At 39.7% G+C, this 16,449-nt stretch carries 12 protein-coding genes; 6 read left to right on the plus strand and 6 right to left on the minus strand.

Annotation, left to right across the window (positions count from 1 at the left end):
- Positions 1 to 43 precede the first annotated feature (43 nt).
- Complete coding sequence (locus tag EHO58_RS03470; protein WP_208728720.1) at positions 44 to 604, plus strand: LOG family protein; 561 nt, start codon at positions 44 to 46, stop codon at positions 602 to 604.
- Here EHO58_RS03470 and EHO58_RS03475 read toward each other — a convergent pair whose 3' ends face one another.
- Genes EHO58_RS03475 through EHO58_RS03490 form a run of 4 tightly spaced genes read right to left on the minus strand, consistent with a single transcriptional unit; the run spans position 605 to position 4,542 of the window.
- Complete coding sequence (locus EHO58_RS03475) at positions 605 to 1,702, minus strand: ankyrin repeat domain-containing protein (RefSeq protein ID WP_135678633.1); 1,098 nt, start codon at positions 1,700 to 1,702, stop codon at positions 605 to 607. It abuts the gene before it with no gap.
- Positions 1,672 to 2,694 (minus strand): AEC family transporter, encoded by a 1,023-nt coding sequence (locus EHO58_RS03480; protein WP_135678634.1) that lies wholly within the window; start codon positions 2,692 to 2,694, stop codon positions 1,672 to 1,674. Before EHO58_RS03480 ends, EHO58_RS03475 begins: the two co-directional genes overlap by 31 nt.
- A 34-nt stretch (positions 2,695 to 2,728) precedes the next feature.
- Positions 2,729 to 3,913: a M23 family metallopeptidase gene (locus EHO58_RS03485; RefSeq protein WP_135678636.1), complete on the minus strand. Its 1,185-nt coding sequence runs from the start codon at positions 3,911 to 3,913 to the stop codon at positions 2,729 to 2,731.
- Complete coding sequence (locus EHO58_RS03490; protein WP_135678638.1) at positions 3,910 to 4,542, minus strand: DUF2889 domain-containing protein; 633 nt, start codon at positions 4,540 to 4,542, stop codon at positions 3,910 to 3,912. Before EHO58_RS03490 ends, EHO58_RS03485 begins: the two co-directional genes overlap by 4 nt.
- Before the next feature lie 116 nt (positions 4,543 to 4,658).
- Between EHO58_RS03490 and EHO58_RS03495 the strand changes: the two genes are divergently transcribed.
- Positions 4,659 to 5,456 carry an SDR family oxidoreductase gene (locus EHO58_RS03495; protein WP_135627714.1) on the plus strand — a complete coding sequence of 266 codons (798 nt, stop codon included), beginning with the start codon at positions 4,659 to 4,661 and terminating at the stop codon, positions 5,454 to 5,456.
- Positions 5,457 to 5,463: 7 nt separating this feature from the next.
- Here EHO58_RS03495 and EHO58_RS03500 read toward each other — a convergent pair whose 3' ends face one another.
- On the minus strand, positions 5,464 to 6,786 hold the full coding sequence (locus tag EHO58_RS03500; RefSeq protein WP_135678640.1) for a formylglycine-generating enzyme family protein: 1,323 nt from the start codon (positions 6,784 to 6,786) through the stop codon (positions 5,464 to 5,466).
- A gap of 97 nt (positions 6,787 to 6,883) precedes the next feature.
- Entirely contained in the window at positions 6,884 to 9,478 is a 2,595-nt protein-coding gene (locus EHO58_RS03505; protein ID WP_135627712.1) for a response regulator, read from the minus strand.
- A gap of 224 nt (positions 9,479 to 9,702) precedes the next feature.
- On the opposite strand from EHO58_RS03505, the gene EHO58_RS03510 reads away from it, so the two are divergent.
- The 4 genes from EHO58_RS03510 to EHO58_RS03525 all read left to right on the plus strand — a co-directional run bounded on the left by EHO58_RS03510 (position 9,703) and on the right by EHO58_RS03525 (position 16,333).
- On the plus strand, positions 9,703 to 10,407 hold the full coding sequence (locus EHO58_RS03510) for a 7-carboxy-7-deazaguanine synthase QueE (RefSeq protein ID WP_135627711.1): 705 nt from the start codon (positions 9,703 to 9,705) through the stop codon (positions 10,405 to 10,407).
- Positions 10,408 to 10,409: 2 nt separating this feature from the next.
- Positions 10,410 to 13,247 (plus strand): DEAD/DEAH box helicase, encoded by a 2,838-nt coding sequence (locus tag EHO58_RS03515; protein ID WP_135678642.1) that lies wholly within the window; start codon positions 10,410 to 10,412, stop codon positions 13,245 to 13,247.
- Positions 13,248 to 13,366: 119 nt separating this feature from the next.
- Positions 13,367 to 15,772: a phenylalanine--tRNA ligase subunit beta gene (gene pheT, locus EHO58_RS03520; RefSeq protein WP_135678644.1), complete on the plus strand. Its 2,406-nt coding sequence runs from the start codon at positions 13,367 to 13,369 to the stop codon at positions 15,770 to 15,772.
- Between the two features lie 3 nt (positions 15,773 to 15,775).
- The gene (locus EHO58_RS03525) at positions 15,776 to 16,333 is read left to right on the plus strand and encodes a gamma carbonic anhydrase family protein (RefSeq protein WP_135627708.1); all 558 of its coding nucleotides are present in this window, start codon (positions 15,776 to 15,778) and stop codon (positions 16,331 to 16,333) included.
- The last annotated feature ends 116 nt before the right edge of the window (positions 16,334 to 16,449 follow it).

Genomic DNA, 16,449 nt, shown 5'->3' on the forward strand with positions numbered 1-16,449 from the left:
CCTTCTCTCAAATCAGGTTGCCAAACCTAATTCAAAATCGATCCTGACCCAGATGAAACCAGCCATTTGTGTATTCTGCGGTTCCAGACCTGGAAAGGAACCTCGTTATCTCCAAGCCGCAGTATTCTTAGGTCATCTAATGGCCTCCGAAGGAATAGGGCTGGTGTATGGAGGAGCTACCTCCGGATTGATGGGAGCGGTTGCCGATTCTGTTTTAGAAAAAGGCGGGTCCGTAATCGGCGTACTTCCCGAGTTTCTTTCCAGCAAAGAGATCGCTCATAAAGAAATCACGGAACTGATCTTAGTCCCAACCATGCACGAAAGAAAACTTCTCATGTACGAAAAGTCCATAGCGTTTATCGCTTTGCCGGGTGGGATCGGAACCTTAGAAGAATTGGTAGAAGTTACTTCTTGGAATCAACTTGGAGTTCTTTCCAAACCGATCGGAATATTGAATGTAAACGGATTTTTTGATCCACTATTACAACAATTAGATCATATGGTAGAAGAAGGTTTCTTAGATTCTCAAACAAGAGAATGGTTAGAAGTTAGCGCGGATCCCGAAGAACTTTTTGAAAAGATCATCAAAAGAAGTAGGATCTAGTTATTTTCCTTCTTCCGGATTCAGGAATTGCTTAAATATCTGATGTAGAGCAGGGCTTTCAGAAGCTTCTGCAAGAGCTAAAGGAGAGTTTCCTTCCTTATCCGTAGAATAAGGAGAAGCTCCATTTTTCACTAATAATTCGATCAGATCCGTTTTTCCTGATTTTACAGCGAGGAGTAATGGAGTGCGACCGAGCATATCACGGACTTCTGCTTCGTAACCATTGCTTAGGATTTTTTCCACTGTTTCCGTTTTTCCTTCGGAAGAAGCTCTGAACAATAAAGTGAGCGTGGCCTTATTTATGACTTTTAAAGTATGATGGAATTTCATTCTATCAGCTTCTTCTTTAGCAGTTTTACCGCTTAGATTTTTGGCCAAAGGATCGGCGCCAAGATTCAGTAATCTTTCCAGGCATTCTACACTATCATATAAAGCGGAAAGAAGAAGAGGAGTATTTCCGTCTTGGTCCTTATTCTCCATTAAAGAACGTACTTCTTTGTTCTCTGAGAATAGATCTAATATCTCATAATCATTATGTAATGCGGTGAGGTGAAGAATTGTCCGGCCTTCGGAGTTTTTCTTTTTAGGATCTGCACCTTTTGAAACCAGATATTCCGCGATCTCTAAATGGCCCATGTCCACCGCGAGTAGAAGAGGAGAATAACCTTCTCCATTTCTGGATTCTATATCAGGTGGATGATTTGGTAGATCGAATAAGATCTCTACCAATTCTAGTGTCCCGGAACTGATCGCTCTTGTTAATGGAGTGTTTCCATCCATATCTCTGAGTTCAGGATCTGCACCATAATCCAAGAGTATAGTGGTGAGTTCCGTATTCTCAGATTCTAATGCGAGAAGTAGCGCAGTTTCTCCTCTGGAGCTTGTCTCGTTCGGATCGGAACCGTACTCTACTAAAAGATTTGTGGCTTCTTTATTTCCTTCTTTGATGGCCCAGTACAAAAGTCCGCAGCCGTAAGAATCTCTGAGTTCAGGAAATTCTTCTGCGAAACCATCTCTTGTCGCTGCCTCAGACAATAAGGCGCGAAGTGTTCCGTTGTTACCTGTTTTTACTGCCCGAAAAAGATCGTTCCAGTCCACGCCAGATTCTCCAGGAGGTAATACAATCCTAAGGTCGTTAGAAAAGAAAGCGGTATTCCAATTCCGACTAGGGAAACAGCTAATCTAGGTGAAAGTCCCCATTCTGCAGCGAGAAGACTTCCCGTGATCATGGGAGCCATTGCAGATTCCATGATTAGGATCTTAAAGTTTCTAAGAAAATTTTCGCCTATATTCTTCTCCGAATAATGGAAGAATGTTCCGAAACAAAGCCAGACTAAGATAGGGCCGATTATAAGTTTAAATATTAAGCCGAATAACAAAGGAACTCTTATCCTAAAAGAATCGTCTGATTCCCTCTTGGGATTTTCGGCATTTGGTTCTTCGGAATTGATCCGAATGGTCCCAGGAAGTTGGTATCCGACTGAAAAAAGAGCAAGCGGGATGAGGGTATCTCCTATCTTTGAGATTGCGGATTCAAGTTCCGGTGGAACCGAAATAGGACGAGAAGCCAGAGAAACCAGTAATGCTATAAATGGAGGAAACGTGAATAATGTTTTCCAAAGAGAGGACTTGGTTTCCGGGGATTGGAGTGCATGCCTTACCTTCGTTCCTAAATAAGTTCCAGGAATAGCAAGAGTTAGAAATGTCCCAAGTTGGTCTATGATCAGAACTGTAGGAAGTCCCTCTTTCGAGTAATAGGATTCTATTAGTGGAATTCCCAAAAAGGAAGTGTTTCCGAGACCGGCGGAAAGACAAAGACATACGATTGTACTTTCTTTCCAATCCAGTAGTTTTCCGAAAAAGCTGAAAAATAAAAATCCGAATCCAAAAAGCACCCAAGGCATTGCTGCGAATGTTAAGAAGTTCCCATCCAGAGAAGCATGACGCAGAGGTCCGAACTCCATACAAGGAAGGGAAACGCTGATGATAAACGAATTGATAACTTTATGTGAATCGGCAGGAAACTTTCCTTTGCTTCGAATGAGTATCCCGAACAGAAAACAAAGTCCGATTACGATAAAATTAGACATGGATCGATCCTTTTCACCTGAGATCGAATTTAGGTCAAGGAAGGATTTGTAATGATCTTTCCCCGATCTCTTTTTCTTCTAGATAAAATTTGATCTTATACTTCCCGGCGCTCAGGACAGGTTGAATTTCCCAGGCTTCAAAGTTGATCCCGCCAGGGATTTTTTCCTGAAAAGTAAAACTTACTTTTTTTGTTTTTAAAGAAATGAATTCCCCCTTAAAAGTATAAGGCCCTGATTTGTAGATCGGGATAGAAAGATAAAACTTACGTTTTGTTTGGATCTTATCGGAACAGGAAAAAGGTTTGTCAGGATCCGGAATAGAATGGCTGATACAAAATTCTTCTATATTTGTGATCGGAAATCCTGGAGGAGTTTTTCCGTCCGGAGTCCAGTAAGCATTTTCCTCACTCAGATATTCTTTTTCTTCCGATTCGGTTTTGAATAATGTAGCAAAACTTTTTTTCTTACGATTCTCTTCCGGCTTATAAACTTCGAAATGTAGATGGGGTCCGGTGCTGAATCCTGTATTTCCGGAGAGTCCAATTTTTTGTCCCGCGACAACCTTATCTCCAGGCTTTACCAGTACACCTTTGGGTTTTAGATGTCCGTAGATCGCTACTGTTCCGTCCGAATGTTCTATTACGATACGATTTGCTTTATCGATGAGTTTAGGGTCCCTTCTTCCTTCCGTAAATTTATCTTCCGTTTCTACTACGATCCCATCTCTGGCTGCTAAAAGTGGAGTTCCTTCCGGAAGTACAAAGTCCAGTGAATAGGCTCCTCCACCTTTATGTTCTTCTCCGCTATTATAACCAATGGAGATCCAAGACTTTCCTTCGTAAGGAAGAGTATATACATAAGTTTCGTCATGTTTTGCGGATAAGTCTCCGTAATAGGCCACTGCCAATACTGCTACCGAGACAGGAGCTTCCGTGTTCTCTTTCTTTTTGAATGTCAGTACCTTCTTCTTATCCGAATCGTTTAATACAAAAGAGATCGGGCTTTGAGGTTCCGTTTCTATATTAGGACCTTCGATTGCAGTATATACAGTGATATGGGTCCCTGGGATTAGATTTTTAGCTTGGAGATAAACTGAAGTTTCGTCGTTCTCCGTTTCGATCGAAGAACAGATATTTTTTTTATCACAGTTTTGGTTGGTATCCGCAAATACCGGGCAAAACCAAATGAATAAAATAAATGTCGCAAAACTTCGGATCATCCTGCTCCTCTGGCGTTGCGGAATTCTTTTACCATTAAAGAAGTGATACTGTCAAGAGGTTTCACCTGCTGTTTCAAGTCGGGAGTTTCATGTCTGTCAGAGAAACTATAACAAGAATTTCGAACACCCTTGTCTTTCATCCACCAATGCCTTCCGATCTCTCTTCTGGATTTCGGATCTAAGTTGCCTTGGTACATTCTATACTCGTCCCATTCCGCCGGGAAATTTCTTTCCTTTAAAAAGAACGCATACGCAGAAGAAAAACTTTGGGCGGCATTTTGTAGAAGTTCATTTATATGAAGACAACCCATCGTTTTATCTTCGGGAAATTTTCTCATAATTTTATTATACGATATATCTTCTCCGATCAGGTAAGAATACGTTTTGATCGCATGAGGGCAGGTTTCATAAGGAACCCTGTCCTCCTCCACATCTAAGTCCATAATTTTCATTGTGGCTAAGTTCACTAACATGTACAAAGTCATGTCATGATAAGGATCTCTTTGGCTGACTTCTATCAGGCAGCTAGGAGGACTTTCTTCCGGAAACCAATAGTATCTACTTTCGTACCTACGCTGGAAACCGCAGTCTTTGTATCTGATCTTTTGTTTTAATTGGGAAAGCGCCATACATTCTCCTGGTTCCTTTTTTTCCCTAAGAGATAGACCTGAAAGGATTTTACGCTGTTTTGATTTGCTTTTTTAGCATTCTTACCTATTCTTCTACCTACTTTACGGATTTTGGGATGGAGTCTTTTTTTCAGGATAAGGTTTTTTTAGTCACGGGAGCAAGCTCAGGGATAGGCAGAGCTTTAGCTATTGAGTTGGAAAAGGAAGGAGCCTATGTGGGCGTGATCGCTCGCAGAAAAGAGGCTTTAAAGGATCTGAAAAATTCGGCTTCCAATCCGGATAAAATTTTCGTTATGCAAGCGGATGTAATGTCTGAATCCGATCTGAAAAAGGCGGTCGAAGAATTTCGAAAAAAATTCAAGAGAGTAGACGGCTTCATTCATAATGCCGGAATTTCCATGAGAGGAACCGCGGCAGAAACGGATCTGAAAATTTTCAGAGCAATTATGGACACGAATTATTTTCCCTTGGTCTTATTGTATCGTTTACTTGAATCAGATCTTCGTCAAAGTGAAGGACATGTGATCGCCGTATCTTCTATACAGGGAAAGTACGCTACTCAATTAAGATCCGGATATGCAGCAAGCAAACATGCGATGCAAGGATTTATGGACAGTATCCGTTTGGAAAACCTGAAAACCGGGATCCATGTTATGAGTGTTTGCCCTGGTTTTGTAAAAACGGAAATTTCAATTAAGGCATTAGGAGGAGATGGAACTCCTCATGGGATTATGGATGAAGGTCAGAAAAATGGATTAGATCCTGAGGTAGTGGCCAAAAAGATCTTAAAAGGAATTGAGAAAAGAAAGCGAGAGATCATTCCTTCTAAGTTGAAGGAGAAATTCGGTTATCTACTAAGTAGGATCTCTCCTAAAACTTTGGATAAAATTTTAGTTAGAGTTAGGATTTCTTAATAAAGTTTTAGTTTTTCACCTCTGTGATCAGCCTGAGACCCGCTTTTCTATCATTCAATAGATTCGGAATTCCTCCGAAGTCTCTTGCGTAAACTTTTGCTTCTTCTTTGGTTCCGGAATAAGACCCGCCTCGGATCACTTTTAGATGTTTTCCAAATCTTCCGGAGTTTGGTCTATGTCCTGGATAAGGTATATAAGAAGAGCTGGTCCATTCTGCTACATTACCGCACATTCCGATTGCACCGTAAGGGCTTTGGCCTTTGGAAGGAAGTTCAAACACGGATATTGTTCCTTTGCTTCCACCTTCTCTGGTATTACAAAGTGCAGAATCGAATTCATTTCCGAAAGGATAGTCTTGTGGTTGGGAGATAAATTCGTAACTCTCGTCTTTCAATAATCTCCAAATAAGTCCTGTTCCTCTCGCCGCTTTCTCCCATTGCCATTCGGTTGGGATTTTTTTACCGGCCCATTTGGAATAAGCTTCCGCTTCTCTGTAGGTAAGGTTGGTGACAGGATGGTATTCTTTTCCTCTAGGAAAATTTCCGTTTTCCCAATGAGGAGGAGAAGGATTGCCCGTTTCTTTTAAGAATTTATTATATTCTTTGTTTGTGACTTCGTATTTATCAATGTAAAAGGACGAAATTTCTTCCAGGCTACTTCTATCAGGAACTCCGAACTTAGGATTATAACTATCGTCTCCAGGATCGGAACCTTGTCCGTATAGGAAATATCCCATATGTTCGTATAAAATTTTCCCGTTGGATTCGTAGCCTGTATGAACGAGCACCATTTCTTTTCCGTCTTTTGGATGAAGAATGTTTTTAGCTAAACGATTTCTGACTACGTCAGTAGCATCAAATTTGGAAGGATCTTGGTAGAATGTTTCTTCTCCGTAAGCACCTATTAAAAGTCCTACGCTGATCAATCTGGCAGGTTTACCTTCTGCTACGGAGAAACTTCCTCTAAGTTCTATGGAAACAGGTTTGGTGAGTTTTCCCACTTTTCCAAATTCTACTTCTATATTCTCCACTTGGAAGGCGCCTATTTCTTCCATTTTAGGTTTTCTGAATAAAGGTAGATTCGGTTTTTCGCTCAATATACCTTTGATCTCTTCTTCAGAACGTTCTGAAAAGTAGGAGTTCCTACCTATCTTGATCTTTGCCTTTCCTTTGTTTCTATAAACTGAAAGAACTTCTCCAGTCCAAAGAACTGTTTTCCTTGTATCAGAAGATGAAGATGTGGCTTCCTTTTCTTCTTGGCTTGTCCCGGTTTCCGAAAATAGAAAAACCAAACAGAATGAGATGAATATAATTGCTCTGGTCCTGGACATGGAAGAGTGAGATCCTCTAAACTTAAAGATCGGCAGAAATTGCGGATTTTTGGACGGTTTTTTATCGCGTGGAATTGACAGAAACCGGAGTTAGAGCTTAGGCCTTGGACTTAGGAAAGAGTGTATTCCCGGCTTTTCTCATTACGTGGACCAGCTCTTCGAATACGATTGGTTTAGAGATATAATCGTTCATTCCGGCTCGAATACATAGATCCCTGTCTCCTTGCATTGCGGCCGCAGTCATTGCAATGATATAAGGTTGGGATTCTACAGGCCAAGTATTCCGAATGACCTGAGTTGCTTGCAGCCCATCCATCTCAGGCATATGAACATCCATAAAGATCAGATTGATTTTCCTTTCTCTGAGAGCGATCAAAGCTTCTTTTCCATTCGGAACGATAAACGGTTCATATCCTAATTTTTGGATAATCCTTTTTGCAAGGGTTTGATTGATCTCGTTATCTTCTGCTACCATGATCTTAAAAGGAAATTGAGAACTTAAAATTTCTTTTTGGCTAGCGAGATAAGAAGATCTGGTATTCGCCTTTGCCTTAGTCCCACCCTCCGCTAAAATTTCAGTTACGATCATTTCTATATCTTTTTTCTTAACCGGTTTACTCAATTCTCCAGAGAATAATTCTCCGGCAGTTTCCTTATCTTTTGGATCTAGGAAAGAAGAAGATAGAAGCACTAATGGAAAATGAAAATTTCTTTTGCGAATTTCCTGAGCGATCTCTAATCCTGTACTTCCAGGAAGATTATAATCTAAGATGCCGAGGTCAGGCATAATGTCCAGATCGAGTAAGTTAAATGCTTCTTCTTTTGATTTAGCGGAGAAGGTTATAAGTCCTAAAATTTGCAGTTGGTATGCAAGGATCCTGAGGTTAGTAGGATTATCATCGAGTATAAGAACTTTCTTGTTCTCTAATTCCGAATTTGCCGCTTTTTCTTTGACCTTTGCTTGATTATTGCCTTCTACCTGGATATAAAAGGAGAAGGTTGTTCCGATATTCAATTCACTTTCTACCCAGATGACTCCACCCATCATTTCAATCAATCGAGAAGAAATAGAAAGCCCAAGCCCTGTTCCCCCGTATCTTCTGGTAGAAGATGTATCAACTTGGTAGAATGGCTGGAACAATTCCTTTTGTTTTTCATCCGGAATCCCGATCCCGGTGTCTCTGATCGCAAATAAGATCGTATATAAATTACCCTCTAATTTAGAAACTTCTGCAGATAAAAAGATCTCACCTTGCTCGGTGAATTTTAACGCGTTTCCGATCAGGTTGATAAAGATCTGTTTTAAACGGAGACTATCGCATAAGATTCGATCCGGAACATTCGGATCCAGATAATAGACCAGATCGATTTGCTTCTGGGCGGCACGAGACCTGAATAGATCCAAAACTTCTTCGATAGTTTCGATGACGGAAAATTCCCTGATTTCCAGAGAAAGGGTCCCGGATTCAATTTTAGAATAATCTAAAATATCATTGATGATATTGAGTAGGCTTTCCCCGCTTTTTTGAATAATTTCAGCGTATTCTTTTTGTTCCTTATTCAGATTGGAATCTATCAATAATTCGGTCATTCCGATCACTCCGTTCATAGGAGTTCTGATCTCATGACTCATCATCGCCAAAAATTCCGATTTGGCACGGTTCGCCTTTTCTGCTTCTTCTTTTGCTTTTTTGAGATCATGTTCGTAGTTTTTGCGAACGGAAATATCTGTGAATAATCCGCAGACTGAGTAAACTTCTCCCTCTAAGTCCACTAAAGGAACGATCACACAGTAAAAAGTTTTTTCTTCTTCGGAAACGACTAGGTCTAGTTCGAAATCTAAAGGACCCTGTTTGTCTAAGGATTTTGCAATTACGGTGGAAATGAACTCTGCCTTTTCACTTCCAAAAAGATTTTCCAGGCCCATGTCCTGTCTTTTATCTTTACTTCCTAAAAATCGGTTTGCGAATACTTGGTTATGGAATAGAGCTCTTCCCTCTAGATCCATCATACAAAACGCGGAAGGTAGATTGTCCAAAATGGAAAGAAGCCTGGACTCACTTTCGATCAATCTATCAGTGATTCTTCTTTTTTCTTTGATATCTTTTTGGACCGCAAAGGAACCGTAACCTACTACCAGAAAAGAAACTATAACTAAAGTAAGTAGTGAATAAGCGACCCTAGTTCCTCTCAAAGAATTCGTGGCATTTCTGCTATTCAGAAGTCTTAACTCTTCTTCCTGCATATTATTGAGTAGCTCTGCTATCTCTATTAATATAATCCCTTTTTTGGATTCGAAAGAGCCGGGTTGTTTTTCCGCAGTTACAATCAGGTTAGAAATTCCCTGGATCCTTACTTGTTGGATCTGATTGTCCTTGGTGAGATTTTGAAGGATCTTAATCTCGCTTTTTAAGTTGGAGAACAAAGATCTAGTATTATCTGAGGCTGCGTCTTCTGTATAAGCTTGTGCGATCCCAATCTCTCTAGTGATACTTTTACATTGGTCGATCTCTTCGATGACCGTAAATGTATGTTCTATCATTACTCCGGAGTCCTTCAGCTCTATCATTCCATACAAACTGATCAAACTTGCGATGATCAATAATAAGGTAAGAGAGAAAAAACCGATCAGCACTTTCCATTGCAAGAATTGGGATTTTTCTTTGATTTTTTCTAAAAAGGAAAATTTCATGAAGGACGTTCTAGTACTTTCGAAACGTTAAAATGATTTCAAAAAGGCTTCCAAATTTATTACACGTACATAGGTCTTTCAACAAGCTTTTTTCGGGATTTTGATAGCCCCATCTTGACTGGATCGGGCCAAAAATCATTCTGGTATTCTAATAAACGGTTTTTTCTGGATTCTTGCAAAGAAAGCAGGTAAAAATCTTGTACCTTGGAGAGCTATTCCTTAGTATGAAATCCGTCGTTCATGAAATTTATCTCTCCGTTTCCGGAGAAGGAATTTCAACAGGTTTGCCTACAATTTTTGTCCGGTTCGCGGGATGTTCTCTCAGATGCGGAATGGACGGAAGCCGCAAACTTTGGTGTGACACTCCGTACGCTCTTTCTCCAAATGCGGGGAAAGAAATGGAATTAGAAGATGTGATCTCGGAGATAGGATCGATTTCTTCTACTCCTATACAAATACTTCTGACGGGCGGAGAACCATTAGAAAATTCGAATAGGATTTTCAGCCAAACATTGGCGGAAAAATTGAAACAGTCCAGGCAAGTTTCGGGGCTTTATACGAGGGTGAGGGTGGAGACAAACGGTGCGGAACCAATTTCTAATTTGGAAAATATGGTCTTTACCCTAGATTACAAACTCCCTGGCTCAGGAATGGAAAACAAAATGATCTTGGAAAATTTAGAATTTGTCCGGGATAGACGTGATAATTTGGATGAGATCAAATTCGTAATTAGAGATAGAAAGGATTTTGATAGAACTTTGGAAGTGATAGACGGTTTTAAATTAAAGGGAAATCTTTTGGCTTCTCCCGTGTTCGGAGAGCTTACCCCTGAAATCCTTGTAGATTGGATCAAAGAAAATAATAGAACGGATCTGCGTCTTTCTTTGCAGACCCATAAATATATCTGGGGAGAGAAAAGGGGAGTTTGATCTTGGACTCTACTTTGCAGCTCAGTCTAGATTTCGAATCCGATTCTTCCAGCGGGTTCAGAGGGGATTCCTGTTATCTCAAGGATGAACCTGAATTAGGAATTGGAAGGATAGAAAGTTCCGACTCCGGAAAATTCCAAATTTACTTTCCGTCTTCCGACACCAGAAAAACCGTTTCTGAAAATTCTAACAGACTGAAAATTATAGGATCTTATCCGACTGCATTTACCGAATCTTTTGCGGATCCTGAATTACTGGATCTAAGTTTGCAAGCATTCGAGTTAAAACTCACTCATGCTTACGACAAACTTTCCGCATTATCCAATTCAAGGACTAGACTTCTTCCTCACCAGATAGAATCCACTTTCGTGGTGGTGAACTCTCTTCGACCTAGATTCATTTTGGCAGATGAGGTGGGGCTGGGCAAAACGATAGAAGCAGCTCTCGTTATGAAAGAGCTGATCTTTCGAAGAGGGTACAAAAAGGTTTTGGTCGTTGCTCCTTCTCCGCTTCTTGTTCAATGGAAACAGGAATTAAAAAACAAATTTAACGAAGATTTCGAGATCGTTAAACGCAGAAACTTCTTAGCTAGCGGAGAGAAGAACTGGAAAAATTTTAAACATGTAATTACTTCCGTAGACTTTATTAAAAATCCTAAATACGCCGAAGAGATCCTGAAAACGAAATGGGATATCGTAGTCTTTGACGAGGCTCATCGTTTAAGAAGGGATTATCATAAGGTTACCAGAGCCTATTTATTTGCGGAGAAGATCGCAAAAAAATGTGAATGTTTACTTCTTCTTACCGCAACACCTTTTAGAGGAAAATTAGAAGAGTTATATTATCTGGTCCACTTGGTCGATCCGAATTTGCTCGGACCATATCATACTTTTATAAACGATTATGTTCTAGGGAATAAAAGCGGATTAAAGGAGAAGATCTCCAAGGTGCTTTTAAGACGTAGAAAAGTAGAAGTAGGCGGATTCACCAAAAGATTCGCCAAAACCGTAAAGATAGAATTATCCGATGTAGAAAGACAATTCTATAATGAGACCACGGAATACGTTCGCAGAGAGTACAATCTCGCAATGAGAACCCAAAACAGGGCAATCGGATTCGTGATGATCGTATTCCAGAAATTATTGGATTCTTCCGTATTCGCACTTCTTTCTGCATTATCCAAACGTAAGTTCATGTTGGAGAATCGCCTCCATCGTTTACAAGCGGTCGGTAATAAATTAGAAGAATGGGACTTGGACGAAACAGAAGGAGTCGAAGATTTCGTTTCCGATCTGGATGAATCCGCGCCTTCCGATCTTGCAAATCTGAGAAGAGAATTATTATCCTTAAACAGGTTGATCCTCTTAGGCAAGAAGATCAAAGAAGATCGTAAAAGCCAAAAACTGAAAGAGACGATTGCTAAGCTTAAAAAAGAAGGGCATCCTAAATTTATTATATTCACTCAATTCAGAAGTACTCAGGACTTCTTAGCTTCTACTCTATCCGAATACAAGGTCACGTTATTTCATGGATCTTTAAGTGCGGACGCAAAAGAAGAAGCAATCTCCGAATTCAGAAAAACTTCCGAGATATTGATCTGTACGGAAGCAGGTGGAGAAGGACGTAACCTTCAATTTGCAAACGTTCTATTCAACTACGATCTACCTTGGAGTCCTTTGAAGATCGAACAAAGGATCGGAAGGATCCATAGATTCGGGCAAAAGGATAATGTATTTATTTTTAACTTCGCTTCTAAAGACACAGTTGCGGAGAGAATTTTAGAAGTTCTATCCAATAAGATCAAACTTTTTGAGGAATCTATCGGAGGTTCCGACGAGTTACTTGGAGCGATAGAAGATGAATTGGATTTTCATTCCAGCTTCATGAGATTTGTTACTGGGAATAAAAAATTAAGAGAAGTAGAAGAGGAAATCGACCAAAGGATTAAGATCGCCAAAAAAGGTTTCGAAAAACTGGGCTCCTTGGTCACTCCTAAACTATTGGATTTCAATTTAGAAGATTATTATAAGACCACTCTGCAGGAGAGATCTTTTACCAACCAACATTTGGAAACTTTCTTTGTTAGATATGCTAAGAAGTATTCCGATCGACTGAACTTCAAACTCAAAACCCTAAAACCCCAGGTATATGAACTTGATGGAGTGAATTATAAAGGTAAGAAGGCTACGTTTAATTCTGAACTTGCGTTAGCAGATGATGGATTGGAATTTTTGGCATTCGGTCATCCTTTAATCGAGGAAGCAGTCCAATCTTTTTTAAAAGACAGATCCGGCTGGAAGATTGGATTTTATAGAACCTCCGGTAACTTCTTATACTTCGTATTTATAGTAGAATTCAAGTTTTCCTTAGACAGAAAAGAATTATTCGTTGTGGAAGTAAACCGACGAAGCGGGAGTTCCAAGGTATTGGAAAATCTTCCGGAAACAGTAAGAGAGAATAGATTCAGATCTTCTGAAACTGAGTTGCCTGGCGATACTGAAAAATATTTCGTGATGGCTTGTGAGACCTTAGAACTCGCATTAGAAGATAGAAAAAAAGAATTATACGAACAAACCAAAGATCTATTCCAAAAAGAAGAATATAAGATCCGAAACAGCAACCAAAATACTCTTCGCCAGTTAGAAGAAAAACTGATGAGACAAGAGGCTGCTTTCAAATGGGAAGGAAGACCCGAAAAAAAATCCGCAATGAATCGAACTAAAAACGAGATCCAAAAAGTAAAAGAGGATTTCGAAGTAGAATTGAGAAAGGTAAAGGTAGGGAAAGAAATACACCACCGTTTCGAACTTTTCCAAGCCTATTTTCCTGGCTTAGACTGATTGAAACATCGGGCCACCTTAAAGCTTCTATATCTTCGTTTTACTGCTGGACACTAGCCCCCTCTATCCGCTTTTGTTAAACTACTCCGCCAGATATTTGGCCTTAGGAGACAGTTTACGTGAAATTATCCCTGGATTGGATTAACGATTTTACCCCTATCAAGGATGTGTCCCTCGAGGATGTCCTAAAAAAAATTGCAGCTTCTATTTGCGAAGTAGATGGGGTAGAGAATTATTTTTCTCATTTGGAGAAGGTCGTTTTAGTTAAGATCGAATCTTTAGAAAAACATCCTCAAGCAGACAAACTCCAAGTCGCTCAAGTTTCCGACGGCAAAAATAAGATCCAAATCGTTTCAGGGGCTCCTAATCTAAAAGTAGGGGACTTGGTTCCATTAGCTATTCCAGGTGCAGAGTTAGGAGATAAAAAAATCCTAGAGTCTGAATTAAGAGGAGTAAAAAGCTCTGGTATGTTATGCTCCGAAAAAGAACTGGGCCTCTCCGAAGAAGATGCAGGTGTTATGGTCCTGGATGATCCGGAAGCAAAACCTGGTCTGAATTTGAGAGAGTATTTTGGATTCAGAGATACTATTTTAGATATTGATAATAAATCCATCACACATCGTCCGGACCTATGGAGTCATTTCGGGTTTGCAAGAGAACTTGCAGCTCAATTAAATTTGCCGATCAAATTTAATCCTTTCGAAACTAATTGGGATTTTTCCAAAGATATTATATCTCCAAAGGTAAAAGAAACAGAATACGCGCATTCTTATTATTCTTCTTCGATTGAAGGAATCCAGATCAAACCTTCTAATAAAACCGTTCGCTCGCGTTTGAAAAAATGTGGAGTGAGAGTGATCAATAATGTCGTGGATGTTTCCAACTATCTATTATTGGAAGCAGGACAACCTACTCACTTCTTTGATTCTGATAAATTATCCTCTCAAGGTGGAATTGAATTAGAAGTGGATTATGCGAAGAAGGACGAAAGTTTTCCTCTTCTGGACGAAACTTCTCCCAAACTTGACTCTGAGATACTGATCATTCGTAACTCTAAAAAAGGAGTTGCGATCGCAGGTGTGATGGGTGGTGCGGATACAGCGGTGGATTCTAATTCCAAAAAAGTAATTTTAGAATCTGCAGTTTTCCCAAGGGAGTTTGTTCGTAAGTCGATCCGAAAAACAGGAATTCGTTCCGAGTCTTCTGTTCGATATGAAAAAGGTTTGGAAGCAACGACCACTCTTCCTATTATCAAAAGGGCTTTACATCTTCTGAAAGAGAATGGATGTCCTGATCTGAAAGCGAGCCTTCCTGCCGGGTATATTCATACTGCGGATAAAAAAGTAGAGATCGAGGTCAGCTTAAGTTTTTTGAATAAAAAACTCGGAACAGAGATTGATCAGTCTACTTCCGATAAAATTCTAAAACAACTTTCCTTCTCCACTGAATGGAAAGGAGATACAGTCAAGGTTCTTGTTCCTAAATACAGACAAAATTATGATATTACCATTCCGGAAGATATAGTAGAAGAGATAGGCCGTACATTAGGATATGCATCTATTCCAGTTCGTCCTTTGGCTTCGGATGTAAAACCTCCTGCTCGTAATTTCTCCAGAGAACTGGAAAAACATCTAAAAAGGGCCTTCTCCCAAAACCTTGGATACAATGAAGTATTCAATTATTCTTATGCTTCTTCAAAAGATAATTCGTTCGAAGAAGAAGTAAAAGATTCCATCAAGATCCTAAATGCAATGCCGGATGAGCAGGCGTATTTAAGGACTTCCCTATATCCTTCTCTTTTGAAAAATATCAGATTCAATTCCGATCGATTCGAAAAACTGAAAATTTTCGAGTTTGGACGTACTTATAAAAAAGCGGAAGAACCTTTTAATGAATCTAAATGGTTTGTTTGGGCGGTTTCTTTTGGTAGGAAGTCCAACGAGAAGGATCTAAACGTTTTAGAGTCCGATTTTTTTGAAGTTAGAACCGGTATTGAAAAAGTATTAAGGCATTTAAATTTGAGAGATATCGAATGGAAGATAGAAGCAAAAAGCTATTTCCATCCTAAGGCATCTCTTTCCTTATTTGTTTCCGGTAAAAAAGTGGGAGAGTTAGGATATGCTCATCCTGCTGCTTTGGATACGGCTGATATTAAAAAGAGAGTCATTTTAGGAAGATTCGAATTTGTTTCTTTATTAGAAGTTTGGACTGAAGATAGGAACAAAAACTATTTTGCCGCTCCATCTCATTTCCCTCAAACAGAGATAGATCTTTCTTTGGTGATGGATCTGAATGAATCTTCTTCTAAGTTCAGCGATTTGGCTGTTCTGGAAAAATTCCCTGAGTTGCAGGATATAAAAGTTACCGTAGTATTTACCGGTGGAAATCTTCCTGAAAATAAAAAGTCAGTTTCTTATCGATTCAAACTTTTGAGTCAGGACAAGAACTTAACTCAGGAAAGGATCAAGGAGATCACGGATCGTTTGATACAGATCGCAAATTCTTCCGGTTATCCTCTTCGTTAAACTATGAAAATTCACGAGACTGCATTTATCCATCCGGCTGCGACCGCATTCGGAATGTTAGAGATGGGACCTCTATCTTCTCTCTGGCCGGGTGCTGTTGTTCGTGCGGATCTAAATGAGATTAAATTGGGTGAAGGTGTTAATATCCAGGATAATAGCACACTTCATACTGATTCTACCGGCAGTCTGTTCATAGATGATTATACATTAGTAGGTCATAATACGATGCTTCACGGTTGTAAGATCGGTAAGGGTTGTTTGATCGGAATAGGTGCGATCATTTTAGATGAGGCAGTGATCGGAGACGGTGCTATGATACTCGCCGGTTGTATGATCCGAGGCGGTAAAAAAATCCCTCCAAGAGCGATGGTAATTCCTAAGAATGGGGACATCGTCATCTACGAAAAAAAAGCGAAACCTGAGATGAGTATCGCAGGTTGTTTGGAATACATACAATTAGCGAAAAGATTCCAAGAGAACGTATTCAAACCTTTTACAAAAGAAGAAGAAAGTAGTTTTGTAGAAGAAGCAAAATTAATCATCAAAAGATACGGCATTTGATTTACTTTTTTAAGTTCTCTGATTTTTCCATTTGATATAAATCAATTCTTCCTGAATTGATTTCTGATTCGTCCTGAAACTTACTCACGAATCCTTGTAACAGTTTTCCGTAAAAC

The organism is Leptospira selangorensis (genome assembly GCF_004769405.1).
GTDB classification, from domain to species: Bacteria; Spirochaetota; Leptospiria; order Leptospirales; family Leptospiraceae; genus Leptospira_B; species Leptospira_B selangorensis.

Bases quoted from the DNA above. Each gene is read 5' to 3' on its own strand.
- EHO58_RS03480 (WP_135678634.1), bottom strand. From the start codon at position 2,694: ATGTCTAATTTTATCGTAATCGGACTTTGTTTTCTGTTCGGGATACTC.
- EHO58_RS03485 (WP_135678636.1), bottom strand. From the start codon at position 3,913: ATGATCCGAAGTTTTGCGACATTTATTTTATTCATTTGGTTTTGCCCG.
- EHO58_RS03490 (WP_135678638.1), bottom strand. From the start codon at position 4,542: ATGGCGCTTTCCCAATTAAAACAAAAGATCAGATACAAAGACTGCGGT.
- EHO58_RS03495 (WP_135627714.1), top strand. From the start codon at position 4,659: ATGGAGTCTTTTTTTCAGGATAAGGTTTTTTTAGTCACGGGAGCAAGC.
- EHO58_RS03500 (WP_135678640.1), bottom strand. From the start codon at position 6,786: ATGTCCAGGACCAGAGCAATTATATTCATCTCATTCTGTTTGGTTTTT.
- EHO58_RS03505 (WP_135627712.1), bottom strand. From the start codon at position 9,478: ATGAAATTTTCCTTTTTAGAAAAAATCAAAGAAAAATCCCAATTCTTG.
- EHO58_RS03510 (WP_135627711.1), top strand. From the start codon at position 9,703: ATGAAATCCGTCGTTCATGAAATTTATCTCTCCGTTTCCGGAGAAGGA.
- EHO58_RS03525 (WP_135627708.1), top strand. From the start codon at position 15,776: ATGAAAATTCACGAGACTGCATTTATCCATCCGGCTGCGACCGCATTC.